This is a genomic window from Ruegeria sp. HKCCD6119 (assembly GCF_013110585.1).
Lineage (GTDB): Bacteria > Pseudomonadota > Alphaproteobacteria > Rhodobacterales > Rhodobacteraceae > Ruegeria.
This window is the reverse complement of sequence record NZ_WVQV01000011.1, coordinates 35,784-56,889: the sequence shown is the minus strand read 5'-3', so window position 1 is coordinate 56,889 and position 21,106 is coordinate 35,784. Positions and strand designations below refer to the sequence as shown.

The following is a 21,106-nucleotide window of genomic DNA, read 5'->3' as shown; positions in this document are numbered from 1 at the left end:
TGCGAATGGCGCAGGCAGTGGTGATCGGAGCAGGCCCCGCCGGGTTGATGGCGGCCGAACAGCTCGCCGCAGCCGGGCATTCCGTGTTGGTGGCCGAGGCCAAACCTTCGGTCGCGCGCAAGTTTCTGATGGCCGGGAAATCGGGGCTGAACCTGACCAAGGACGAGCCGCGTGATGACCTGATCCGCGCCTATGGTGAAGCGGCAGATTGGTTGCGTCCGATCATGTCTGACTTTGATGCCGAAGCTGTTCAGCACTGGGCGCGCGGGTTGGGGCAGACGCTGTTTGTCGGCTCGACGGGGCGCGTGTTTCCCCAAGCAATGAAGGCCTCGCCCTTATTGCGGGCCTGGTTGGCACGATTGGGCAAGGCCGGGGTCGAAATCAGGACCCGCTGGCGTTGGACTGGCTGGGAAAGTGATGCGCCGGTGTTTGACACTCCGGACGGGCGGCGCAGTGTTTCGACGGATGTCACCGTGCTGGCACTGGGCGGTGCAAGCTGGGCCCGCCTTGGCTCGGACGGTCACTGGGCGCAGATATTGGCCGGAAAAGACGTGGCTTTGGCACCCTTTGAACCCGCAAACTCAGCCATTTCCGTTGATTGGAGCCCACATATGCAGCCCCATTTCGGGGCCGCATTGAAATCGATCCGATGGATGGCAGGCGATTTGGAGAGCCGAGGAGAGGCTGCGATTTCCAGAACCGGTCTGGAAGGCGGAGGGCTGTATAAGCTGACACCGGCCTTGCGCGCGGGGACACCATTGTTTGCTGATCTGACGCCTGATCTGGACCAACAGGCTCTGCTGGCGCGGTTGTCCGCGAAACGGTCGAAAACAACGCTGTCCCAGTGGATGAGGAAATCGCTGAACCTGTCTGCTCAGAAAATCGCCCTGTTTCATGAAATGGCAAAACGCGGTGGCCACCCTCAATCCGTGCAAGTGAGCATGTTGAAAAAGCTGCCTGTCCGGCATGTCGGCCTTCGCCCGATGGACGAAGCCATTTCGACCGCAGGTGGTGTCAAACAGGCAGCGCTGGGTGACGGGCTGATGCTGACGGCCCTGCCGGGTGTGTTCTGCGCTGGGGAAATGCTGGACTGGGAGGCCCCGACCGGGGGCTATCTGCTCACGGCTTGCCTGGCGACCGGGCGCTGGGCCGGTCGGTCTGCCGCCGACTGGCTGGAAAAGGCTGAGTGACCTAGCGGGATCGCGCCAACATCGCCAATCGGATCATCGCGCGTTCCACCAGCGCCATGGCAGGGGCTGTCTGACCGGCCGACCGCAGCGCCAAATCTGTATCGGTCAGAACCGTCAGCGCGGTTTGCAGCTTGGTCGCGCCCCAACCTTGTGCCTGCCGCAGGATACGGTCACGCCGTTTGCCGTAAACCGGTGGACGCAGCTTACCGATGCCCTGCGCAGCACCGCCGGGATCGGACGCGCAGGCATAGAGTGTCCGAAAATGCCGCATCGCTCCGATGCACAGAGTCACGCCGTTGGTGCCCTGCGCCTGCAACCTCCGGATCAGCGGCCCGATCTCACCGGCGCGGCCTTCGGCAACGACGTTGAGAACATCATCCAGCGCCGCCTCGGTCGAGCGCGGGGCGCAGGCCTCAATATCTTCGATCGTCAAATCAGCGCTGTCACCGCGCTTGTAAAGAGACAGTTTTTCAATCGTTTGGGCGAAATCACCGGGGCTGAGGCTGACGGCCAATTCGCTGATTGCAGACATGACATCTCGGGGCACGTTTTTCATACCCGACTCGGCAAGAACCCGTTCCACTTCGGCGCGTGAGGGCGGGTCGTCATAAATGCCGACTGCGTAGGCGGCAGGGTGGCCTTCGAACGCCTTGCGGATTTTCGAGCTGGGTTTCAATTGCCCCGAGGTCACGATGATCTGGGCGTCTCCGGGGGCCCAATCTTCGAGTGCGGCCAGAATTGCCGGCGCGGCGGTTTCGGTTGCGTCTTCCACGAAAACGGCACGTGGGCCGGGAAAGAAGCCGACCGCCTTGACCGCGTCCAGCAGCAGGGCGGGATCACCACGCAGATCGCCACCGGGCATGCGGGTCAGGCGCATTTCTTCTTCGGCTTGGGCGCCAAGCAGAGCGGCCAGCACCTGTTGCCGCTTGAGCGCAACCCGCATCGCATCCGCGCCATAGATAAGCAGCCCTGTCTTGTCCGCGTCCGGCTTGGCAAAATACCCCTCAGCCTCGCGCGGGCCCAACTTCATGCAGCCAGGCCCGGTGTGGCGTAAAGACGGTTCATGATCTGACCCGACAGAATCATCATCAGCCGTCTCTTGGCATCGCGCTCATCCGCCAAGGTGGAAACGGTCGATCCTGCGGCAGAATATGACACAAAATCCGCCACCGAGCCCGAGGCGATGATCTGACCGGTTGCGTTGGACCGCAGCGTGTATTGCGCGCTTCCGTCGATGGTGTAGCGTTGCGTTTCGTTTGTGGTGGTGATTGCTGCGCCACGCGTTACGGTCGAAACCTGAACGTCCAGCTTGAAATCGTTCACCGACCCGGCGCTTCGCCCCAGTTGCTGTTCCAGATCTTGCACCAGCAAATAGCTTTCCACGGTGTTGGGCGCCGACACCTCGACGCGGCCATACAAGGCCGAACCCGATCCGCCAGGTGCATAGACGGGCTCAAAGCCGCAGGCGGCCAGCGCCAGCGGCATCAGCAAAAACGTTCTGCGATCAAACGACAACATTCACAATCCGGCCTGGAACGACGATCACTTTCTTCGGCGCATTCCCTTCCAGCGCCTTTTGAACAGCTTCGGTGCTGAGCGCAATTTTTTCAACCTCGGCTTTGTCCAGATCCTTGGCCACGCTGATTTCCGCGCGACGCTTGCCGTTGATCTGGATCGGCAAGGTGACGGTGTCATCAACCAGCATCGCCTCGTCGGCGACGGGCCATGGCGCAACGGCCACAAGGCCTTCGCCGCCCTGATGGGCCCAAATATCTTCCGCCAGATGCGGTGTCATCGGCGACATCAGCTGTGCCAGCGTTTTGATGGCCTGCTTTTGGGCCGCAGCACCTGCCTTGGATTTCGCCAGGGTGTTGGTGAAGGCATAAAGCTTGGCGATGGCCGCGTTGAAGCCAAAGCTTTCAACACCCAATGTCACGTCGCGGATGGTTTTGTGCATCTCGCGCAGCAGTTCCTCATCGCCTTCACCCGTGGCATTCGGGTCCATGGCGCCGATCTTGTCGCAGAGGTTCCAGACACGGTTGAGATGCTTGTACGCGGCCTCGGCCCCCGCAGCCGTCCATTCCACGTCCCGTTCGGGTGGCGAATCGGACAGCACGAACCAGCGCGCGGTATCTGCGCCGAAGGCCGAGATGATGCTGACCGGGTCGACAACGTTCTTCTTGGACTTTGACATTTTGGCCGATGGGATGATCTCGACCTGTGTGCCGTCAGCCAGTTTTCCGTCCGTGACCTCTTCGGGCAGGTGATAGACCGGACGACCGTTGGCATCGCGGGTCTGGTAGATCTCGTGCGTCACCATGCCTTGGGTAAACAGCGCGTCGAAGGGTTCGATGGCTTTGTCCGGCAAATGCCCGGTGATGTTCATCGCGCGGGCGAAGAACCGCGAATACAGCAGATGCAGAATCGCGTGTTCGATCCCGCCGATATACTGGTCAACATTCATCCAGTATTCCGCCTCGGCCAGATCGGTGGGCGTTTCCGCGCGCGGAGCGGTGAAGCGCGCGAAATACCACGACGAATCCACGAATGTGTCCATCGTGTCGGTCTCGCGCTTGGCAGGGGCGCCACAATTCGGGCAGGCGCAGTCGCGCCAGGTCGGGTGACGGTCCAGCGGGTTGCCCGGTTTGTCGAAGGTGACATCATCGGGCAGGCGAACCGGAAGGTTCTCTTTCTTTTCAGGGACCACACCACAGCTTTCGCAGTGAACGACAGGAATCGGACAACCCCAATAGCGCTGACGGCTCAAGCCCCAGTCTCGCAGGCGATATTTCGTGACCCCTTCGCCCCAACCGGCTTTTTCGGCGAAATCGATGGTGGTGTTGATCGCCTCTTCTCCGGTTGCTTCGGTCAGGCCCGCGAAATGGTTCACCCAGCGGACTTTCTGCTCTTTTGGTGGGACAAAGGCGATCTTGTCGACCGGCGTGTCGTCGTCCAGCGCAAAGAAGGTGTCGATCACCGGCAGATCGTATTTGCGGCAGAAATCAAGGTCGCGCTGGTCATGGGCCGGGCAGGCGAAGATCGCGCCGGTGCCGTAATCCATCAGGATGAAATTGGCGATCCAGACCGGCAGTTCCCAGTTCGGGTCCAGCGGATGCTTGACGCGGATGCCGGTGTCCAAACCCAGCTTTTCGCCGGTTTCGATGGCCTCTTCCGTGGTGCCGCCCTTGCGGCATTCGGCAACGAATTCAGCGACTTCCGGGTTTTCGGCCTCAAGCTGTTTGGCGATCGGGTGATCGGGCGAGATCCCAACGAAGGACGCGCCCAGCAGCGTGTCGGGGCGCGTCGTGTAGACAGTGATCGGTTCCCCACCATCCGTGCGCTCGAACCCGAATTGCAGGCCGCGCGACTTGCCGATCCAGTTTTCCTGCATCAGTCGAACCTTGGCGGGCCAGTTTTCCAGCGTGTCCAGAGCGTTCAGCAGTTCTTCGGAATAATCCGAGATCTTGAAGAACCACTGCGTCAGCTCGCGCCGTTCCACCAGCGCACCCGAGCGCCAGCCGCGCCCGTTTTCCACCTGTTCATTGGCCAGAACGGTCATGTCGACCGGATCCCAGTTCACCACGGCATTCTTGCGATAGACCAGCCCGGCCTCGAGCATGTCGAGGAACAGCGCCTGCTGCTGGCCATAGTATTCCGGATCACATGTGGCGAATTCACGGGACCAGTCGATCGACAGGCCCAGTGGCTTCATCTGGGCGCGCATGTCGGCGATATTGCCGTAAGTCCACTCTTTGGGGTGGCCGCCGATCGCCATGGCAGCGTTTTCCGCCGGCATCCCGAACGCGTCCCAGCCCATGGGGTGCAGAACATTGTGCCCGGTGGCCAGCTTGTGCCGCGCGATGACGTCGCCCATCGTATAGTTTCGCACATGCCCCATATGGATTCGGCCGGACGGGTAGGGGAACATCTCAAGCACATAGTATTTCGGCTTGTCCGCCTTGTGGTTGGCGGTGAAGATTCCTGCCTTGTCCCAGGCTTCTTGCCATTTTGCTTCGATTTCGGTGGCCGAATAGCGCGACATTGTGCGGTCCTTCGTGAATGAAAACGCCGGGTAGGAACCCGGCGTGGTATTAGTGTGATTTTCGGCGGAGTGCTAGAACTTGTTGTCCGCGATGCGCAGCTGACGCGCGCGGGACAGAATCGCATCCTCCACCGCACGGGTTGTTGCCGCGCTTACCGGGGCGCCCCCGCTGGATTGCAGGGCGACGGACAAAGACCGGGCCGCAAGCGCCGGATCACTGATGTGTACGGTCGCCCTGTATGACCGTCCTCCTCCCGGAGGAGTGCCGTAACCTGTTACGATCACTCCGGTAAACGGATCGACCTCCTGCACAGGCAAGAAGTTCAAAATGTCCAGCGAAGCTGCCCACAAGTACCGGTTTACATTGGTGGTCTGCTCGGCCGTGCTGCGATCGAAAATGTCCCACAGCGTTGTTCGTTCAGGATCGTTCAGCTCGCGTTCATCGGAATTACCGCTGGCGGGATTGGGGGAATATGTCGAAGTGCTTCGATTCTGCCCGCATGCCGCAATAGTGGTGGTCAGCATGATTAATCCCAAAATCGTAGGCAGGCGCATTGTCAGCAGGTCCTGTTTCACTTGTTGTGCAGTATTCAGGGCATACTCCTAGCCAAGGACCCTCGCTGCAACAAGCCTATTCTTCTGAAATGTAAGCGTGTCAGCCTGATCCGGGCAAAAACGAACTGTGGCATCCTTGCACCAATCTGACCCCAATGACGTGACCGGGTTTATGCCAAGCTTGCGCAATGGGGGCAAAAAGAGCGAAACGGTGTCCGTGCTGAGACATATGCCGAGGCATGTGTCGAGTAGATAACTCTTTTGAATGAAACCGAGGGAAACAAGATGAAAAAAGTTCTCTTCGCATCGACGGCGCTGATCGCGACCGCAGGCGTTGCGGCAGCTGAGATTAACTTCAGCGGTTACGGCCGTTTTGGTATCGGCTACGTTGAAGACCGTACCGCAACCACAACCGTTAACGGACCTGGTGCAGACGGCCTGATGGGTACAGCCGATGACGTCTCCGCAACTTCGACCGCGCAGTCTGACGACGCTATCCTGGTCTCGCGCTTCCGTCTGAACATCGACGGCATCGCAGAAACCGACGGCGGCGTTCGTTTTGAAGGTCGTGTTCGTCTGCAAGCCGACGAAAACAGCAGCACCGGTGAAGCAAACTCGGCCGGCCTGAACGGCGCACGCTTCTCGGTCATCTACGGCGGTCTGCGTGTTGACGCGGGTAACGTCGCAGGTTCGTTTGACAACCTGGCAAACTACTACGGCAACGAAGTAGGCCTGGAACTGTTCGCAGGTCAGTACTCGGGCGTTGACTACAGCTTCCTGGGTTACTCGTCGACCGGTTCGGGTTCGAACGCTGTGTTCTTCCAGTATTCGGTTGGTGACTTCTCGTTTGGTGCATCTTATGACCAAGCGCAGGTTACAACTGTTGCAGCTGGTGGTACCACTTCGACCACCGCTGACGCAGACCGCTGGGACATCAGCGCAACCTACACCTTCAACAACATCACTGCCGCTCTGGCCTATGGTCAGACCGACGCAGGTGCAGGCAGCGATCCGAGCCTGACCGTTCTGACCCTGGGTGGCGAATGGGGTGACTTCTCGGGTACTCTGTTTGTCGCGGACGACGCAACCAATGTTGCAGCGACCGACGGTACTGCATGGGGTCTGTCGGCCGCCTACAACCTGGGCGCTGCAACCACCCTGCTGTTCACCTATGGTGACGGTAACGCCTCTGCTGACCTTCAGCAGGTTGCTATCGGTGCGATCTACGACCTGGGTGGCGGTGCATCGCTGCGCGGTGGTATCGGCCGCAACGACTGTGACAGCTGCGCAAGCGACACAATCGTTGCTGACTTCGGTGCTCAGTTCAACTTCTAAGCTGATCTGAACCGCAAGGTTTGAGGGCGGGTCTTCGGACTCGCCCTTTTCTTTTGCGTCGACTTGGTGTTTTTCTGCGCCAAAGACAGATTGAGGGCCCCATGTCGTTGCAAGAAATCACCGCACGCATTGCAAATGCCGAAGCCAGATCGGACCGCCCTGCCGGTTCCGTCAAACTGATCGCTGTATCCAAAGTACAACCGAATGAGCGGGTTCAGGCGGTGCTGGAGCAGGGCCACAGGTGTTTTGGTGAGAATCGCGTACAGGAGGCGGCCAGCAAATGGCCCGCTTTCAAAGAGCAGTTCGATGCCGTCGATCTGCATCTCATCGGCCCGTTGCAGACCAACAAGGCCAGGCAGGCGATGGAACTGAGCAATGCGATCCATTCGGTCGATCGCCCCAAACTGGCCAAAACCCTGGCGCGGCTGGCGCAAGAGGTGGGATACTGCCCCGACCTTTTCATTCAGGTCAATACGGGGGAAGAAGCCCAGAAGGCAGGCGTTCTTCCTGCGGATGCGGACGGGTTTATCGCGGAATGCCGATCGCTGGATCTACCGGTACGCGGGCTGATGTGCATCCCGCCGGTCGATGAAGAACCCACTTTGCATTTCGCCCTCTTGGCCAAGATCGCAGCCCGCAATGGGCTTGAGGGGTTGTCGATGGGGATGAGCGGTGATTTCGAGCAGGCCATCGCCTTGGGCGCGACCCATGTTCGTATCGGGTCGGCCATTTTCGGCGAGCGGGTCAAGCCTCAGGAATAATCAGGCGCGTTCCAAGGGAAATTCGCCCTGCAATCCAGTGCAGATGGTCCCGACGGAAGGCAATGCAGCCCTCGGTGGGGTAGCCGGGCCTGCGCCACTGATGCAGAAAAATCGCCGATCCCTTGCCGGGAACGGCATTCGGCCAGTTCCAGTCGGTCAACAGGACCAGATCATAAAGCGGATCAGCCCGGCGCAGTTTCTCATGACTGAACGCATAAGGGGCAAGCACCAAGTGATTATAGTGGCTGTCTTCGACGTCATCAGACCACAAGTCCTGCGGCCCAATCGGGATCGCCCAGAAGTTGGGGGCGACCAGCCGGTCGGGCCGGTAGAGCATGCCGACGATTCGATGGCATCCGGTAGGTGTCGCCCCATCGCCCTCGTGTTTCGTGTTGCTCAATCCGCCTTTTCCAATCGAGCAGGGGAACGTCCTGCCACGAAAGCGAACACCACGCGGGGTGAGCACAAGATCGTCTGGGGTCACAACAGGTGCCCGGATTTCGCGGCTTTCGTGGCCAGGTATCCCCTGTTGTGCGCGGTTTCACCCACTTTCAAAGGAACGCGCTCGGTCACGGCGATCCCTGTGCGTTCCATCATCGAGATCTTGGCAGGGTTGTTGGTCAGCAGGCGCACCGAGTTAAAACCCAGAGATTTCAGGATATCCGACCCGAGTCGGAAGTCGCGCTCATCATCCTCGAAACCCAGCCTGTGGTTTGCTTCTACCGTGTCAAAACCCTGATCTTGAAGAAAATAGGCACGCATCTTGTTGGCCAGCCCGATACCACGCCCTTCCTGGTTCAGATACAGAAGAACGCCAGCCCCTTCGGCCCCCATTTGCGCCAGTGCGCCCCGCAATTGCGGACCGCAGTCGCATTTCAGGCTGCCCATCAGATCGCCCGTGAAACAGGCGGAATGCAATCGGGCCAGCACTGGTTTGTCCCGATCCGGGCGGCCTATTTCGACTGCGTAATGTTCTTCTCCGCCATCTTCGGGGCGGAAAACATGCAGACGGCCGGCCTCGGATACTTCCATCGGAAGACGCGCGGCAACCACCTCGTGCAGGGCGCTGCGGTCCGCCAGATGCGGGGCGGCGCGCGTGTGGTCAATGCAGGTCAGGCCGTGCGATACCGCAAAGGCCCGGCCATCTTCGACCGGCACGACGACCGCGGCAGGAAGAATGCGCGCGGACTTGGCCAACGCAATCGCGATGCGGTGCAAATTGGCGTTACCGTGGCGCTCGGTCATCAACGGCCCTTTCATCGGCGCGTTCAGATCGTCAGAGGGATCAGCAACCGCCTGCACCCAAGTGATATCTGCATCGGCGGGAATTGAAACGCGTGCAAGATCGCCGTCATAGGCCCGCGCCTTGAGTGTTTCGGCCCGCCGCCCGGTAATGGCCACCACCGGGTCTCCGAGCTTTTTCAGATCGGCCAGGCGCTGCGGGTTGAGCGTTTCCGCAGAGATCGCCACAACGCTAAAGCCGCTGTCATCGGTCAGAACCACTGGAACGCCCATGCGCAGATCGGCCCGGGCCCGGGCAAGAAGTTCGGTGATATCGGGAATGAGGCTCATCTATGTTACCCTATAACGCTCAGCCCTTCTCCTAGCTGTTTCGAAAGGAAATGTGAAACATTTCTGCCAACTCTGACACGATGGCGTGAAACCGTTGCAGCAAATCTTGTTGATTGCATATTCCGCGCGCAAGTGATGGAAAAGCGTTTGGAGGATCGGGAAATGGCTCAACTCAAAAAAATCCTGTTGGTGGACGATGACGAGGATCTGCGTGAGGCGCTCAGCGAGCAACTTGTCATGACCGAAGACTTTGACGTTTTCGAAGCGTCAGACGGCCAGTCCGCTATGGAGCGCGCACGCGAAGCGATCTATGATCTGGTCATTCTTGACGTGGGTCTGCCGGATACCGACGGGCGGGAATTGTGCCGCCTGATGCGTAAACAGGGCGTGAAAAGCCCGATTCTGATGCTGACCGGTCATGACAGCGATGCCGATACGATCTTGGGCCTGGACGCCGGCGCGAACGATTATGTCTCCAAACCCTTCAAATTTCCGGTATTGCTGGCCCGTATCCGCGCTCAGCTGCGGCAGCACGAACAATCCGAGGACGCGGTATTTGTTCTTGGCCCCTATACGTTCAAGCCGGCGATGAAGATGCTGATCACGGAAGAAGACCGCAAGATCCGTCTGACCGAGAAGGAAACCAACATCCTCAAGTTCCTGTACCGATCAACCGATGGTGTCGTGGCGCGGGATGTGCTGTTGCACGAAGTGTGGGGATACAATGCCGGGGTCACGACCCACACGCTGGAAACCCACATCTATCGTCTGCGTCAGAAGATCGAGCCCGATCCGTCCAATGCGCGCCTTTTGGTCACAGAATCGGGTGGATATAGGCTCGTGTCTTAACTGGTTGTGGATTGATGTGGATCAAAGTGATACTCTGTACTCATAATTAGGTTACTCCCAACCCGTGCATGTCCGGGTTATGACATGTACCTCCCTGTTGGACTGCCGGGCCGAATGGCCCGGCTTTTTTTGCTGCTGAGGGGCGGCTTCCACACGAAGGCAGACAGCAGCACTGACCGATATTCGCCCAATGACGGAGGTGAGCTCTGCCGCGGTTCACCCTTCCGCCGGGGCAACGGCGCGCTGGTAAAGGTGCCACGTGGTGTGGCCAAGGATCGGAAGGGTAAAGATCAGGCCCAGAAACGCTGGAACCAGCGACAGCAGTATGGTGACCGAGATGATCGCCGCCCAGCCGAGCATGACCGCCGGGCTTTCGGATACGACGCGCAAAGAGGTCAACATGGCAGAGATGAAGTTGGTTTCCCGGTCCAGCAGCAAGGGCATGGCGACGACGGTCACCGAAAACAGTACGGCTGACAGGAACGCGCCGACACAGGTGCCAATGGCAAGGAAGATCCAGCCCTGCGGCGTGAAGAAAACGGTGTTCAAAAACCCGTCGAAATCCGAGAAGGATGCGTTCTGAAGGGTGATCGCCAGCCAAAGCCGAACCTGGTAGATCCACACCCAGAAAATGAAAAGTGTGACAAAGGCCATCCAGCCCAATTCGCGTTTGCGTTGATTGGCCATGACGCTGAGGATTTCAGCCCAGCCAAAGCTTTCGCCTTTTTGCAAGCGGCGCGACATTTCATAAAGCCCGGCGGCGGCGAAAGGTGCGACCAGCGGAAAGCCGACAATGGCGGGAATGATCATCCAGATCTGGCCAAGCCAGATCAGGACCCAAACCAGCAGAATTCCGAAAACTGCATAGAACAGACCGAAAAAGCCGCTCAGGACAGGGCGGGCCAGAAAGTCGGAAAACCCGGCTTTCAGCGACGCCCTGATGTCATCCGTCGTGATCTTGTTGACCTGCGGCATGTCCCGCTGCTGCGGCGTCAGGTTTTCCGGTGGCGTGGAACCTGCGGTCTCGGATGCCATGACACACTCCTCCCAAAGCATGGTGCCGGGCCGGTCTGTTCGCGAACAGACCCAGCGGTGAAACAGACATTCCTCATTCGCAGACAAGTCTGCATCAGGCGAGATATCAGGGCAAGGGAAAGCACGAATGTGACGCCCGCCTAACTGCCGGTCTGTGGTCCTGGCATCGGGGCTGCCTTTTCTCGTGGCAACTGGCGTTGTGCCACGTTAACCTGCGCCAATCGCGACAAAGGAATCCCCGACATGCCTTTCACCCTTGCCACATGGAACATCAATTCTGTTCGCCTGCGCGAGCCTATCGTGCTGAAATTGCTGCAAGAAGAAGCCCCTGATGTATTGTGCCTGCAAGAGTGCAAATCACCGGTTGAGAAGATCCCGACCGAAGGGTTTTCCGAACTGGGCTACACCCACATGATCGCGCGGGGGCAGAAGGGCTACAACGGCGTCGCCATCCTGTCGCGCCTGCCGATGGAAGAGGTGGGCGACAGGGATTTCGCGGGTCTCGGACATGCCCGCCATATTGCCGGGCGGTTGGAAAATGGTGTCATTATCCACAATTTCTATGTCCCGGCGGGCGGCGACGTGCCGGACCGGGAGGTGAATGAGAAATTCGGCCAGAAGCTCGACTATCTCACTGATATGCGCGATTGGTTCCGTGCGGAAAAGCCGGCTAAATCCATCCTTGTCGGCGACCTGAACATCGCCCCGCGCGAGGATGATGTTTGGTCACACAAACAACTGCTGAAGGTCGTCTCGCACACGCCTATCGAAGTCGAGCATCTGGCCGAGACACAGGAAGCAGGTGGCTGGGTCGATATCACCCGTCAGGATATCCCGGAAGGGCAGCTTTACAGCTGGTGGTCCTATCGCGCCCGGGACTGGGATGCGGCGGACAAGGGGCGCCGGCTGGACCATATCTGGGCTACGGCCGATATCTCGAACGCGGGCCATTCCAGCCGTATTCTGCGGGACGCCCGTGGATGGGAAAAACCCAGCGATCACGCCCCGGTCTTTGCCAGTTTCGACGTCTGATCCGCAACTCAGCCCTTGGTTTCCGGGACAAGCGACTGCATATAGGGCCAAGTTCGAACGAAAGAGTGATTGCCATGGACCTTCTGAACGGCGGAAACGCCCCAGCAACCGATCTGATCAAAGACGGGACCGAGGCCACTTTCATGGCCGATGTGGTGGAAACCTCGCAGGAAACACCTGTGATCGTCGATTTCTGGGCACCTTGGTGTGGCCCGTGCAAAACCCTTGGACCGATGCTGGAAGAGGCTGTGACAGCCGCGAAAGGCGCGGTGAAGATGGTCAAGATCAATGTGGATGAGGCGCAGACAATTGCTGCGCAAATGCGCATCCAGTCGATCCCGACCGTCTATGCCTTTTTCAAGGGCCAGCCTGTGGACGGGTTTCAAGGCGCGTTGCCGGGATCCGAGATCAAGGCCTTCGTGGACCGCGTGATCGAAGCCGCAGGGGGGGAAAGCCCCGGGGGCCAACTGGATGATGCTGTGCAGGCTGCCGAGGAAATGCTTGCCGAAGGCGCGGCTGCGGACGCGGCTCAGACCTTTGCCGCAATTCTGGGCGAAGATCCGAACCACGCCGCTGCATATGGTGGTCTGGTGCGGGCGCATATCGCCACCGGTGATCTGGAGCAGGCAGAAGCGATCCTGAACGGCGCTCCGGCCGAGATCTCCACATCGGCCGAGCTGGAGGCTGCACATGCGCAGCTGGAGCTTGCAAAGCAGGCAGCAGATGCCGGCCCCGTCGCCGAGCTGACGGCAGCTGTCGAGGCGGATCCGGACAACCATCAAGCCCGCTTTGATCTGGCGCAGGCGCTGCACGCGAACGGCAATGTGGAAGAAGCCGTGGCACAATTGCTGGAACTGTTCCACCGGGATCGTGAATGGAATGAAGGTGCAGCCAAGACACAGCTTTTCACCATCTTCGATGCGCTCAAGCCCAATGACCCGATTGTTCTGAACGGACGTCGCAAACTCAGTTCGATGATATTTGCCTAATCTCTCATCAGAGCTAGAGTCGGGTACATGATGCATCCCGCCGACCTGCCGGAAACGGTATCTGTTTTTCCATTGCCCGGGGCGCTGCTGCTCCCGCGTTCGCGCTTGCCGCTTCACATATTCGAGCCGCGCTATCTTCAGATGCTGGACGACGCGCTGAAAACCAAGGAACGGTTGATCGCAATGGTTCAGCCGAATCCTTCGGTCAATGACGAAGACAAGCTGCACCGTATCGGATGCGCAGGGCGGGTGACGCAGTTTTCGGAAACCGAAGATGGCCGGTACCTGATCACGTTGACCGGTATATCCCGGTTCAGGGTCATGTCAGAGCTGGATTCGTTCACGCCCTACCGGAGGTGCGCGGTCTCGTGGGACGGGTTCGACCGTGATCTGGGAAAGGCCGAGAAAGACAACGAGTTTGACCGCAACGCGTTCCTGACATTGTTGGAGCGTTTCTTTTCATCCCGTCAATTGTCCACCGACTGGGATTCGCTTAAGGACGCAGAGGATGAACTTTTGGTGAATTCCCTGTCGATGCTTCTGGATTTCGACCCCGAGGACAAACAGGCCCTGCTGGAAGCCCCCTGCCTGCGCACCCGGCGCGAAACGTTGGTGACGCTGATTGAATTCGCCATGCGCGGCGGATCAAACGAGGAAAAACTGCAATGACCGACCCTGAACACGCCTTTGATCGCCACATGCTCGAGGCGATGATCTGCCCGCAGACACATACGATCCTGCACTATGACGCCGAAAAGCGAGAGCTTGTTTCAAAAGCGGCGGGTTTGGCTTTTCCCATCCGCAACGGCATTCCGGTCATGCTGGTCGACGAGGCCCGACAGCTGGATTAAATCGGGCGCCCTTGCAACAGCTTGGGCAGATCCCCGGTCAGCCCGGCCGCTTCGCGAACGAAACCGCGACGGAGGCCGGGCAAAGCGCCGACAACCCCCATGCCAATGTCACGTCCAAGCCGCAGCAGCGGGTTGTCGTTGGAAAACAGCTTGTTGAAGACATCCGTCGCCATCGCCAGCGAGGCCGTGTCGAAACGGCGCCATTCCTGATAGCGCTCCAGAACCATCAACGAGCCGATATCCTCGCCGCGCCGTCCCGCCAAAGTCAGGACCTCGGCCAGAGCGCCGACATCGCGGAGGCCAGCGTTCAGGCCCTGACCGGCAATGGGGTGCATTCCGTGCGCGGCATCTCCGACCAGCGCCATGCGATCGCTGATGAAGGAATTGGATATGGTCAGGTTCAGCGGATAAGTGAAACGATCTCCCGCCAGACTGATTTTGCCAAGAAAATCGCCAAATCGCGGGCGCAGAACTTGCACGTAGTCATCTTCGGGCAGGGCGTTGATGTGCTGTGCGCTGTCGGTGCGTTCGCTCCAGACGATGGAACTGCGGTTGCCGGTCAACGGCAGAATCGCCAGCGGACCGGGTGGCATGAAAAACTGATGCGCGATGCCATTATGTGGCAGCTCATGTTCGATGGCGCAGACCAATGCCGTCTGGCCGTAATCCCAACCGGTGCGTTTGATGCCGGCCCGTGACGCGGTTCCGCTGCGGCGACCGTCACAACCAACCAGCAGGCTGCCGCCCAGGGTTTTGCTGTCATCCAACGTCACGGTCACGTTGGCCGTGTCGGTCTGTTGCGAAACGACGGATTTGCCGCTTACCTGGGTGATGCGCGGCTCTTCGGCCATCGCGTCCAGAAAAGCACGGCGCAGGTGGCGATCCTCGACCATATACCCCATCGGGCCTTCTTCGATCTCGGCATGGTCGAAATGCATGAAAAACGGCGATGGCCCTGTCCCGGCATGGCCATCTGTGACCTTGATTTCCAGCATCGGTTGGGCGTGCTGCGCGACGCGGTCCCAAATACCGATGGCATCCAACAACCGCTGTGAGGCCAGAGCCAGCGCATAGGCGCGCCCGTCGAATGCCGCGTTCTTGCGTACCTTTTCGACCAGCGCGTCGATCACCGTGACCGAATGACCGGTCTGTGCCAGTGCCAGCGCCAAAGCAGGGCCGTTCAACCCGCCGCCCACGATCAGTATGTCAGAAGCCTGTGTCATGCCCTGCAATATGCGCGCCCTTTCGGGATTGTCCATGTGCAGTCCTGTCGCTACCGTCACCCACAGCCGAAAAAACCAGGAGGGATGAGATGCAGGATTGGTTGACAATGACCGCGTGTGATTTGGGCCGTGGCATTGGCATGGGGCAGATCGATCCGGTCGAACTGACAGAAACCTACCTGTCCGCTATTGACGCTCATCCGCATCGGGACCGCATCTATGCCCGCGTCACCCACGACCGCGCCCGGGCCGAAGCGGAAGCCGCTCGGCAACGCGCGCAACTGGGCCTGCGCCGGTCGCTGCTGGATGGCGTCCCGATCAGTTGGAAAGACCTGTTCGACACCACCGGCACCGTGACCGAGGCGGGTTCGGCTTTGTTGAAGGATCGCGTGCCGGATGCGGATGCGCTGGTGCTGCGCAATGCGACTCAGATGGGCACCGTTTGCCTGGGTAAAACACATATGAGCGAGCTGGCCTTTTCCGGCCTCGGGTTGAATCCGATCACCGAAACCCCGCCCTGCATTCATGACGAGGCAGCAGTGCCCGGAGGGTCGTCTTCGGGGGCGGCGGCCTCGGTCGCGTGGGGGTTGGCGGCGTGTGGCATCGGCTCGGACACGGGTGGTTCGGTGCGTATCCCGGCGGCTTGGAATGATCTGGTGGGGCTGAAAACCACTGCGGGACGGCTCAGCCTGGAAGGTGTGGTGCCGCTGTGCCTGCGTTTCGACACGGTTGGACCTGTGGCGCGTTCGGTCGAGGACGCGGCGCATGTGCTGGCTCTGCTCGAGGGGGGAACACCTGCCGATCTGCGTGGTGCTTCGCTGAAAGGGCGCCGTTTTGCCGATTTGCAGAACATTGCCAAGGACGACCTGCGCGACACACCGCGCAAAGCATATGACGAAGCCGCGGCCAAACTTGCCGACGCGGGGGCCGAGATCGTGCCGTTGGAAGTGCCCGAGTTGAACGAGGCCATGACGTTGACCAGCATCGTATACACGACCGAGGCCTATGGGCTGTGGCGCGATGTCATCGAAGCCAATCCCGAGGCAATGTATCCCGAGATTCTCGAACGCTTCCGCATTGGCATGGGTTATTCGGGCCCCGACTATGTGGCGGCCTGGGCCAAACTCAAGGCATGCCGCAGCGCCTGGGACGCGGCAACCGCCGGGTTTGATGCGGTTCTGGCACCGACAGCGCCGATTTTGCCGCCCAATCTGGAGCGCTTGCTCAGCGATCATGACTATTACGTAACCGAGAATCTTCTGGCCCTGCGGAACACGCGGATTGGCAATCTGATGGGGCTGGCGGCGCTGAGCCTGCCCACCGGAACGCCCGGCTGCGGGTTGATGATGCTGGGCTATCCCGGCTCGGAAGAGGCGTTGTTGCGGCTGGGTTCGGCAGCGGAAACGGTGCTGGCCTGAATGCCACAATCCCCTGATTCGGAACCTCTTTGTCTGGACGAAGAGGGACCCGGGCTGTAATCTGCCAAAAAAACGGGGCGCCAATGACCCCGATATTGAGGCAGTATTATGGATTTCCCCGAGCGGTTTTCGAACCTACCGGCTTATGCATTCCCGCGTCTGCGCGCCCTGTTGGATCACCACCAGCCGGGCGGTGATGTCGTTCACATGACCATTGGTGCGCCGACACATGATTTTCCGGCTTGGGTGACGGATGTCATCTTGGAAAACGCCGCCGGGTTCCAAGGGTATCCCCCGAACGAAGGGTCGGATGACCTGCGCACGGCGATCACGGATTGGATCAAACGGCGATATGGGGTTCAGATGGACCCTGATGCCAATGTGATGGCGCTGAACGGCACGCGCGAGGGGCTATACAACGCGGCCATGGCTTTGTGCCCGGAACAGAAGAACGGTCAGCAGCCGATCATCCTGTGCCCGAACCCGTTTTATCAGGTCTACATGGTCGCCTCGTTGTCGGTGGGCGCGCAGCCTTATTTTGTGCCCGCCACCGCCGCGACGGGCCATCTGCCGGACTATGCCGGCCTGCCTGCGGACGTGCTGAACCGCACCGCCGTGGCCTATATCTGTTCACCCGCCAATCCGCAGGGGGCCGTTGCCTCGCGCGAGTATTGGGCCGACCTGATCCGTCTGGCCGAGCAGTACGATTTCCGTATTTTTGCGGATGAGTGTTATTCCGAGATTTACCGTGAAGAAGCCCCGACAGGTATTCTGACTGTCGCGCAGGATCTGGGCGCTGATCCTGAACGGATCACGCTGTTCAACTCACTTTCTAAACGTTCGAATCTGGCTGGCTTGCGGTCGGGGCTTATCGCCGGTGGTCCAAAGACGATCAAACAGGTCAAGCAGCTGCGCACCTATGCCGGGTCGCCTCTGCCTCTGCCCTTGCAAGCCGCCGCAGCAAAGGTTTGGGCGGATGAGGAACACGTTCGCGAAAACCGCGCGCTGTATCAGGAAAAATACGCCATTGCGGATGAGGTATTCGCAGGCGTGCAGGGCTATATGGCGCCAGAGGCCGGTTTCTTTCTGTGGCTGCCGGTCGAGAATGGTGAAGACACCGCATTGAAAGTCTGGAAGGAAACCGGTGTCCGGGTCCTGCCGGGCGCATATCTTTCACAAGGCGATCCGGGAAAGAACCCGGGCGAAGGATTTATCCGGGCTGCATTGGTGGCCCCAAAAACAGAGTTGCAGCGTGGTCTGATCACACTCCGCGACTGCATCTATTCGTGAGGTACGAGGGCAAAATGGCATCATATAACGCGCGCAACCGCGATCCATTGCTGGACAGCACAACGCAGGCAGCCCTGGAGCGACGCAGCAAGGAGTTGATTGGCATCGCCCTGATCCTGCTGGGTTTGGCAGCGGCCGCGATGATCTGGTCCTACACGCCCGATGATCCCAACTGGATGGTGTCCACCGACGCGCCGGTGCAGAACTGGATGGGGCGGATTGGGGCCTCGATCGCCGCACCCTTGTTCATGATCGTCGGCTGGGGAAGCTGGGGCATCGCAATGGTTCTGATTGGTTGGGGTTTTCGGTTTGCGGGCCATTTCGGGGAAGATCGCGCCATTGCGCGTCTGATTTTTGCCCCGATCTGGATCGCCGTCGTCTCGGTGTATGCCGCGACGCTCGTTCCTGATGCAGACTGGCGCGCGACCCACAGTTATGGTCTGGGCGGTTTGTTCGGCGATACGGTCATGGGCGCATTGCTGACGCTGCTGCCGATTTCGTCACATTTTCTGGTGAAGCTGATGTCGCTGGCCATGGCGGTCGGGATGATTGCGCTGGGTATTTTTGTGCTGGGTTTCACCAAAACCGATGTCAAGCGGGGTTTCCGCGCCTTCTTGCTGGGTCTGGTGATGGCATATGACATGCTGATGACCCTGATGGGCCGTGGTGCAGCCTCGGCTGCGCAGGCAGCACGAGATCGCCGCGCGCAATGGGAAGAGCGCAAACTTGCGCGAACCGCAGCGGCCGAAGCCGTGTTCGAGGATGATCTGGCTTATGCCGATCCAATCTTTGAAGAACCCGAACTGGAAAGTCCCGAACCTCCGGTCAAGTCCGGTCTGTTGGCGCGCATGCCGTCACTTATCAGGCGCCCCGATCCCATGCCTGAGCCAGAGCTGGTCGATCCGGAACCAATCGCGGGTTTCGACGAAATGCCGGGCGAGGATCGCATCCGTTCGAAAATCTCGGCTGCTGTGCGCAATCGCAAAGTGGCCACAGGTGAGTTGACGCCCGAACCCGACCCGAACCTTCCGCTGACCAAAGGCCGTGGCCGCCGCCCGGGGCCGCTGATCCTGAACACAAGCCAGCCCGATGGCTTGCCGGCGGAACCGCCGGTGACAGCAGCAGGACTGCCGCCCGAGCCACCCGTAACAGCGGGTGTTAAGCCAGAGTGGCAAGAATCCACGCCGGTTGAAAACGCGCCCGCGCCTATGCAGACCCCCTATGCGCCCGAGCCGGATGTGGAGGACGAGGTATTCGAGGATGTCGAAGAAGCTGTTTTGCAACCGCGCCCGGCGATGAAAATCCCGGTAGCCGAACCGCGCAAGCCCGTGGTCGCGCAACCGGTACGCCGTACACCGCAACCGTCTCGCCGCGCACAGGCCGAGGCACAGCCTGCACTATCCTTTGAAGAGCGGCACTCGGATTTCGAACTGCCACCTCTGGGCCTTTTGTCGAATCCGGCCAGCATTCAGCGCCACCATCTGAGCGATGAAGCCTTGGAAGAAAACGCGCGGATGCTGGAAAATGTGCTGGATGATTATGGCGTGAAGGGTGAGATCGTCAGCGTTCGCCCGGGCCCGGTCGTCACCATGTACGAACTGGAGCCCGCTCCGGGGCTGAAGGCAAGCCGCGTGATCGGCCTGGCCGATGACATCGCACGTTCGATGTCGGCCCTGTCGGCGCGGGTTTCGACCCTACCGGGCCGTTCGGTTATCGGTATCGAACTACCGAACGAAAATCGCGAAATGGTGGTTCTGCGCGAAATCCTGGCCAGCCGTGATTTCGGCGATGGCAACCAGGCACTGCCGTTGGCCTTGGGCAAGGATATCGGCGGCGAGTCCGTCGTGGCGAACCTGGCGAAGATGCCGCACTTGCTGATTGCGGGAACCACGGGTTCGGGTAAATCAGTGGCGATCAACACGATGATCCTGTCACTGCTGTACAAGCTGACACCGGATGAATGCCGCCTGATCATGATCGACCCGAAAATGTTGGAACTGTCGGTCTACGACGGTATCCCGCATCTGCTGTCGCCTGTTGTGACCGACCCGAAAAAGGCGGTGGTCGCCCTGAAATGGGTCGTGGGCGAGATGGAAGATCGCTATCGCAAGATGTCCAAAATGGGCGTCCGCAACATCGCAGGCTATAACGGCCGGGTGAAGGATGCGTTGGCCAAAGGCGAGATGTTCAGCCGCACGGTGCAAACCGGGTTTGACGATGAAACCGGTGAACCAACGTTCGAGACTGAAGAATTCGCGCCCGAAGCGATGCCCTATATCGTTGTCATCGTCGATGAGATGGCCGACCTGATGATGGTGGCGGGAAAGGAAATCGAAGCCTGCATCCAGCGTCTGGCACAGATGGCGCGGGCCTCGGGCATTCACCTGATCATGGCCACACAGCGCCCCTCGGTCGACGTGATCACCGGTACGATCAAGGCGAACTTCCCAACGCGGATTTCCTTCCAGGTGACGTCGAAAGTCGACAGCCGCACCATACTGGGTGAAATGGGGGCCGAACAGCTGCTGGGGCAGGGCGACATGCTTTACATGGCTGGCGGTGCCAAGATTACCCGCTGCCACGGGCCCTTTGTCTCGGATGAAGAGGTCGAGGAAGTTGTCAACCACCTGAAACAGTTTGGTCCGCCGGACTACATTGGCGGTGTCGTCGACGGTCCGGCCGAAGAAAAGGCTGACAATATCGATGCCGTTTTGGGCCTGAACACAGGCGGCAATACGAACGGAGAGGACGCGTTGTACGATCAGGCGGTGGCAATCGTGATCAAGGATCGCAAATGCTCGACCTCGTATATTCAGCGAAAACTTGCCATCGGCTACAACAAAGCTGCACGGCTTGTTGAGCAAATGGAAGACGAAGGTGTTGTTTCGTCAGCAAATCATGTCGGGAAACGCGAAATCCTCGTCCCCGAGCAATAGGATATTTAATAACAAGGGCAGAAGACCT

General features: G+C 59.5%; 19 protein-coding genes. 11 read left to right on the top strand and 8 right to left on the bottom strand.

Translation table 11 applies throughout. The features are described from left to right. Positions 1-5 precede the first annotated feature (5 nt). Positions 6-1,190: a TIGR03862 family flavoprotein gene (locus tag GS611_RS18130; RefSeq protein ID WP_171637773.1), complete on the top strand. Its 1,185-nt coding sequence runs from the start codon at positions 6-8 to the stop codon at positions 1,188-1,190. A gap of 1 nt (position 1,191) precedes the next feature. Here GS611_RS18130 and holA read toward each other — a convergent pair whose 3' ends face one another. The 4 genes from holA to GS611_RS18110 all read right to left on the bottom strand — a co-directional run bounded on the left by holA (position 1,192) and on the right by GS611_RS18110 (position 5,787). After that, complete coding sequence (gene holA / locus GS611_RS18125) at positions 1,192-2,220, bottom strand: DNA polymerase III subunit delta (RefSeq protein ID WP_171637771.1); 1,029 nt, start codon at positions 2,218-2,220, stop codon at positions 1,192-1,194. Beyond that, the gene (gene lptE, locus GS611_RS18120) at positions 2,217-2,708 is read right to left on the bottom strand and encodes an LPS assembly lipoprotein LptE (RefSeq protein WP_171637769.1); all 492 of its coding nucleotides are present in this window, start codon (positions 2,706-2,708) and stop codon (positions 2,217-2,219) included. Before lptE ends, holA begins: the two co-directional genes overlap by 4 nt. Continuing rightward, complete coding sequence (gene leuS / locus GS611_RS18115; RefSeq protein WP_171637767.1) at positions 2,695-5,232, bottom strand: leucine--tRNA ligase; 2,538 nt, start codon at positions 5,230-5,232, stop codon at positions 2,695-2,697. The genes lptE and leuS overlap by 14 nt, the downstream gene beginning before the upstream one ends. Before the next feature lie 72 nt (positions 5,233-5,304). Beyond that, on the bottom strand, positions 5,305-5,787 hold the full coding sequence (locus tag GS611_RS18110; RefSeq protein WP_152459265.1) for a DUF3576 domain-containing protein: 483 nt from the start codon (positions 5,785-5,787) through the stop codon (positions 5,305-5,307). Positions 5,788-6,072: 285 nt separating this feature from the next. On the opposite strand from GS611_RS18110, the gene GS611_RS18105 reads away from it, so the two are divergent. Together GS611_RS18105 and GS611_RS18100 are read left to right on the top strand one after the other, a co-directional pair. Beyond that, positions 6,073-7,122: a porin gene (locus GS611_RS18105; protein WP_171637765.1), complete on the top strand. Its 1,050-nt coding sequence runs from the start codon at positions 6,073-6,075 to the stop codon at positions 7,120-7,122. A gap of 101 nt (positions 7,123-7,223) precedes the next feature. Continuing rightward, complete coding sequence (locus tag GS611_RS18100; protein WP_171637763.1) at positions 7,224-7,883, top strand: YggS family pyridoxal phosphate-dependent enzyme; 660 nt, start codon at positions 7,224-7,226, stop codon at positions 7,881-7,883. On the opposite strand, the gene GS611_RS18095 is transcribed toward GS611_RS18100, so the two are convergent. Both GS611_RS18095 and ribA read right to left on the bottom strand, forming a co-directional pair. Next, positions 7,867-8,367, bottom strand: a complete 501-nt coding sequence (locus GS611_RS18095) for a L,D-transpeptidase family protein (protein ID WP_171637761.1) — start codon at positions 8,365-8,367, stop codon at positions 7,867-7,869. The genes GS611_RS18100 and GS611_RS18095 overlap by 17 nt on opposite strands. Further along, positions 8,364-9,455: a GTP cyclohydrolase II gene (gene ribA / locus GS611_RS18090; RefSeq protein WP_152459261.1), complete on the bottom strand. Its 1,092-nt coding sequence runs from the start codon at positions 9,453-9,455 to the stop codon at positions 8,364-8,366. The genes GS611_RS18095 and ribA overlap by 4 nt, the downstream gene beginning before the upstream one ends. A gap of 162 nt (positions 9,456-9,617) precedes the next feature. On the opposite strand from ribA, the gene GS611_RS18085 reads away from it, so the two are divergent. Beyond that, positions 9,618-10,304, top strand: coding sequence for a response regulator transcription factor (locus GS611_RS18085; protein ID WP_117872957.1), 687 nt, complete (start codon positions 9,618-9,620; stop codon positions 10,302-10,304). A gap of 216 nt (positions 10,305-10,520) precedes the next feature. Here GS611_RS18085 and GS611_RS18080 read toward each other — a convergent pair whose 3' ends face one another. After that, complete coding sequence (locus tag GS611_RS18080) at positions 10,521-11,339, bottom strand: DUF2189 domain-containing protein (protein WP_171637758.1); 819 nt, start codon at positions 11,337-11,339, stop codon at positions 10,521-10,523. A 243-nt stretch (positions 11,340-11,582) separates the two neighbouring features. Between GS611_RS18080 and GS611_RS18075 the strand changes: the two genes are divergently transcribed. From GS611_RS18075 to GS611_RS18060, 4 genes are all read left to right on the top strand, one after another. Then, positions 11,583-12,371 carry an exodeoxyribonuclease III gene (locus tag GS611_RS18075; RefSeq protein ID WP_171637755.1) on the top strand — a complete coding sequence of 263 codons (789 nt, stop codon included), beginning with the start codon at positions 11,583-11,585 and terminating at the stop codon, positions 12,369-12,371. Between the two features lie 74 nt (positions 12,372-12,445). Then, entirely contained in the window at positions 12,446-13,360 is a 915-nt protein-coding gene (gene trxA, locus GS611_RS18070) for a thioredoxin (protein WP_171637754.1), read from the top strand. Between the two features lie 27 nt (positions 13,361-13,387). Next, positions 13,388-14,029, top strand: a complete 642-nt coding sequence (locus GS611_RS18065; protein ID WP_171637751.1) for an LON peptidase substrate-binding domain-containing protein — start codon at positions 13,388-13,390, stop codon at positions 14,027-14,029. Next, on the top strand, positions 14,026-14,211 hold the full coding sequence (locus GS611_RS18060) for a Trm112 family protein (RefSeq protein ID WP_171637749.1): 186 nt from the start codon (positions 14,026-14,028) through the stop codon (positions 14,209-14,211). Before GS611_RS18065 ends, GS611_RS18060 begins: the two co-directional genes overlap by 4 nt. On the opposite strand, the gene GS611_RS18055 is transcribed toward GS611_RS18060, so the two are convergent. After that, positions 14,208-15,470, bottom strand: a complete 1,263-nt coding sequence (locus GS611_RS18055; RefSeq protein WP_253285129.1) for an FAD-dependent monooxygenase — start codon at positions 15,468-15,470, stop codon at positions 14,208-14,210. The genes GS611_RS18060 and GS611_RS18055 overlap by 4 nt on opposite strands. Positions 15,471-15,523: 53 nt before the next feature. Between GS611_RS18055 and GS611_RS18050 the strand changes: the two genes are divergently transcribed. The 3 genes from GS611_RS18050 to GS611_RS18040 all read left to right on the top strand — a co-directional run bounded on the left by GS611_RS18050 (position 15,524) and on the right by GS611_RS18040 (position 21,078). Then, positions 15,524-16,852 (top strand): amidase, encoded by a 1,329-nt coding sequence (locus GS611_RS18050; protein ID WP_171637747.1) that lies wholly within the window; start codon positions 15,524-15,526, stop codon positions 16,850-16,852. A gap of 108 nt (positions 16,853-16,960) precedes the next feature. Next, a complete protein-coding gene (locus GS611_RS18045) occupies positions 16,961-18,142 on the top strand; it encodes an aminotransferase class I/II-fold pyridoxal phosphate-dependent enzyme (RefSeq protein WP_171637745.1) in 1,182 nt (393 codons plus the stop codon). 14 nt (positions 18,143-18,156) lie between these two features. After that, complete coding sequence (locus GS611_RS18040; protein ID WP_171637743.1) at positions 18,157-21,078, top strand: DNA translocase FtsK; 2,922 nt, start codon at positions 18,157-18,159, stop codon at positions 21,076-21,078. Positions 21,079-21,106: the final 28 nt, after the last annotated feature.

Excerpts from the sequence above, each read along its gene's own strand:
- GS611_RS18130 (WP_171637773.1), top strand. The coding sequence starts at position 6 with ATGGCGCAGGCAGTGGTGATCGGAGCAGGCCCCGCCGGGTTGATGGCG.
- holA (WP_171637771.1), bottom strand. The coding sequence starts at position 2,220 with ATGAAGTTGGGCCCGCGCGAGGCTGAGGGGTATTTTGCCAAGCCGGAC.
- lptE (WP_171637769.1), bottom strand. The coding sequence starts at position 2,708 with ATGTTGTCGTTTGATCGCAGAACGTTTTTGCTGATGCCGCTGGCGCTG.
- leuS (WP_171637767.1), bottom strand. The coding sequence starts at position 5,232 with ATGTCGCGCTATTCGGCCACCGAAATCGAAGCAAAATGGCAAGAAGCC.
- GS611_RS18110 (WP_152459265.1), bottom strand. The coding sequence starts at position 5,787 with ATGCGCCTGCCTACGATTTTGGGATTAATCATGCTGACCACCACTATT.
- GS611_RS18105 (WP_171637765.1), top strand. The coding sequence starts at position 6,073 with ATGAAAAAAGTTCTCTTCGCATCGACGGCGCTGATCGCGACCGCAGGC.
- GS611_RS18100 (WP_171637763.1), top strand. The coding sequence starts at position 7,224 with ATGTCGTTGCAAGAAATCACCGCACGCATTGCAAATGCCGAAGCCAGA.
- ribA (WP_152459261.1), bottom strand. The coding sequence starts at position 9,455 with ATGAGCCTCATTCCCGATATCACCGAACTTCTTGCCCGGGCCCGGGCC.
- GS611_RS18085 (WP_117872957.1), top strand. The coding sequence starts at position 9,618 with ATGGCTCAACTCAAAAAAATCCTGTTGGTGGACGATGACGAGGATCTG.
- GS611_RS18080 (WP_171637758.1), bottom strand. The coding sequence starts at position 11,339 with ATGGCATCCGAGACCGCAGGTTCCACGCCACCGGAAAACCTGACGCCG.
- GS611_RS18075 (WP_171637755.1), top strand. The coding sequence starts at position 11,583 with ATGCCTTTCACCCTTGCCACATGGAACATCAATTCTGTTCGCCTGCGC.
- trxA (WP_171637754.1), top strand. The coding sequence starts at position 12,446 with ATGGACCTTCTGAACGGCGGAAACGCCCCAGCAACCGATCTGATCAAA.
- GS611_RS18065 (WP_171637751.1), top strand. The coding sequence starts at position 13,388 with ATGATGCATCCCGCCGACCTGCCGGAAACGGTATCTGTTTTTCCATTG.
- GS611_RS18060 (WP_171637749.1), top strand. The coding sequence starts at position 14,026 with ATGACCGACCCTGAACACGCCTTTGATCGCCACATGCTCGAGGCGATG.
- GS611_RS18055 (WP_253285129.1), bottom strand. The coding sequence starts at position 15,470 with ATGGACAATCCCGAAAGGGCGCGCATATTGCAGGGCATGACACAGGCT.
- GS611_RS18050 (WP_171637747.1), top strand. The coding sequence starts at position 15,524 with ATGCAGGATTGGTTGACAATGACCGCGTGTGATTTGGGCCGTGGCATT.
- GS611_RS18045 (WP_171637745.1), top strand. The coding sequence starts at position 16,961 with ATGGATTTCCCCGAGCGGTTTTCGAACCTACCGGCTTATGCATTCCCG.
- GS611_RS18040 (WP_171637743.1), top strand. The coding sequence starts at position 18,157 with ATGGCATCATATAACGCGCGCAACCGCGATCCATTGCTGGACAGCACA.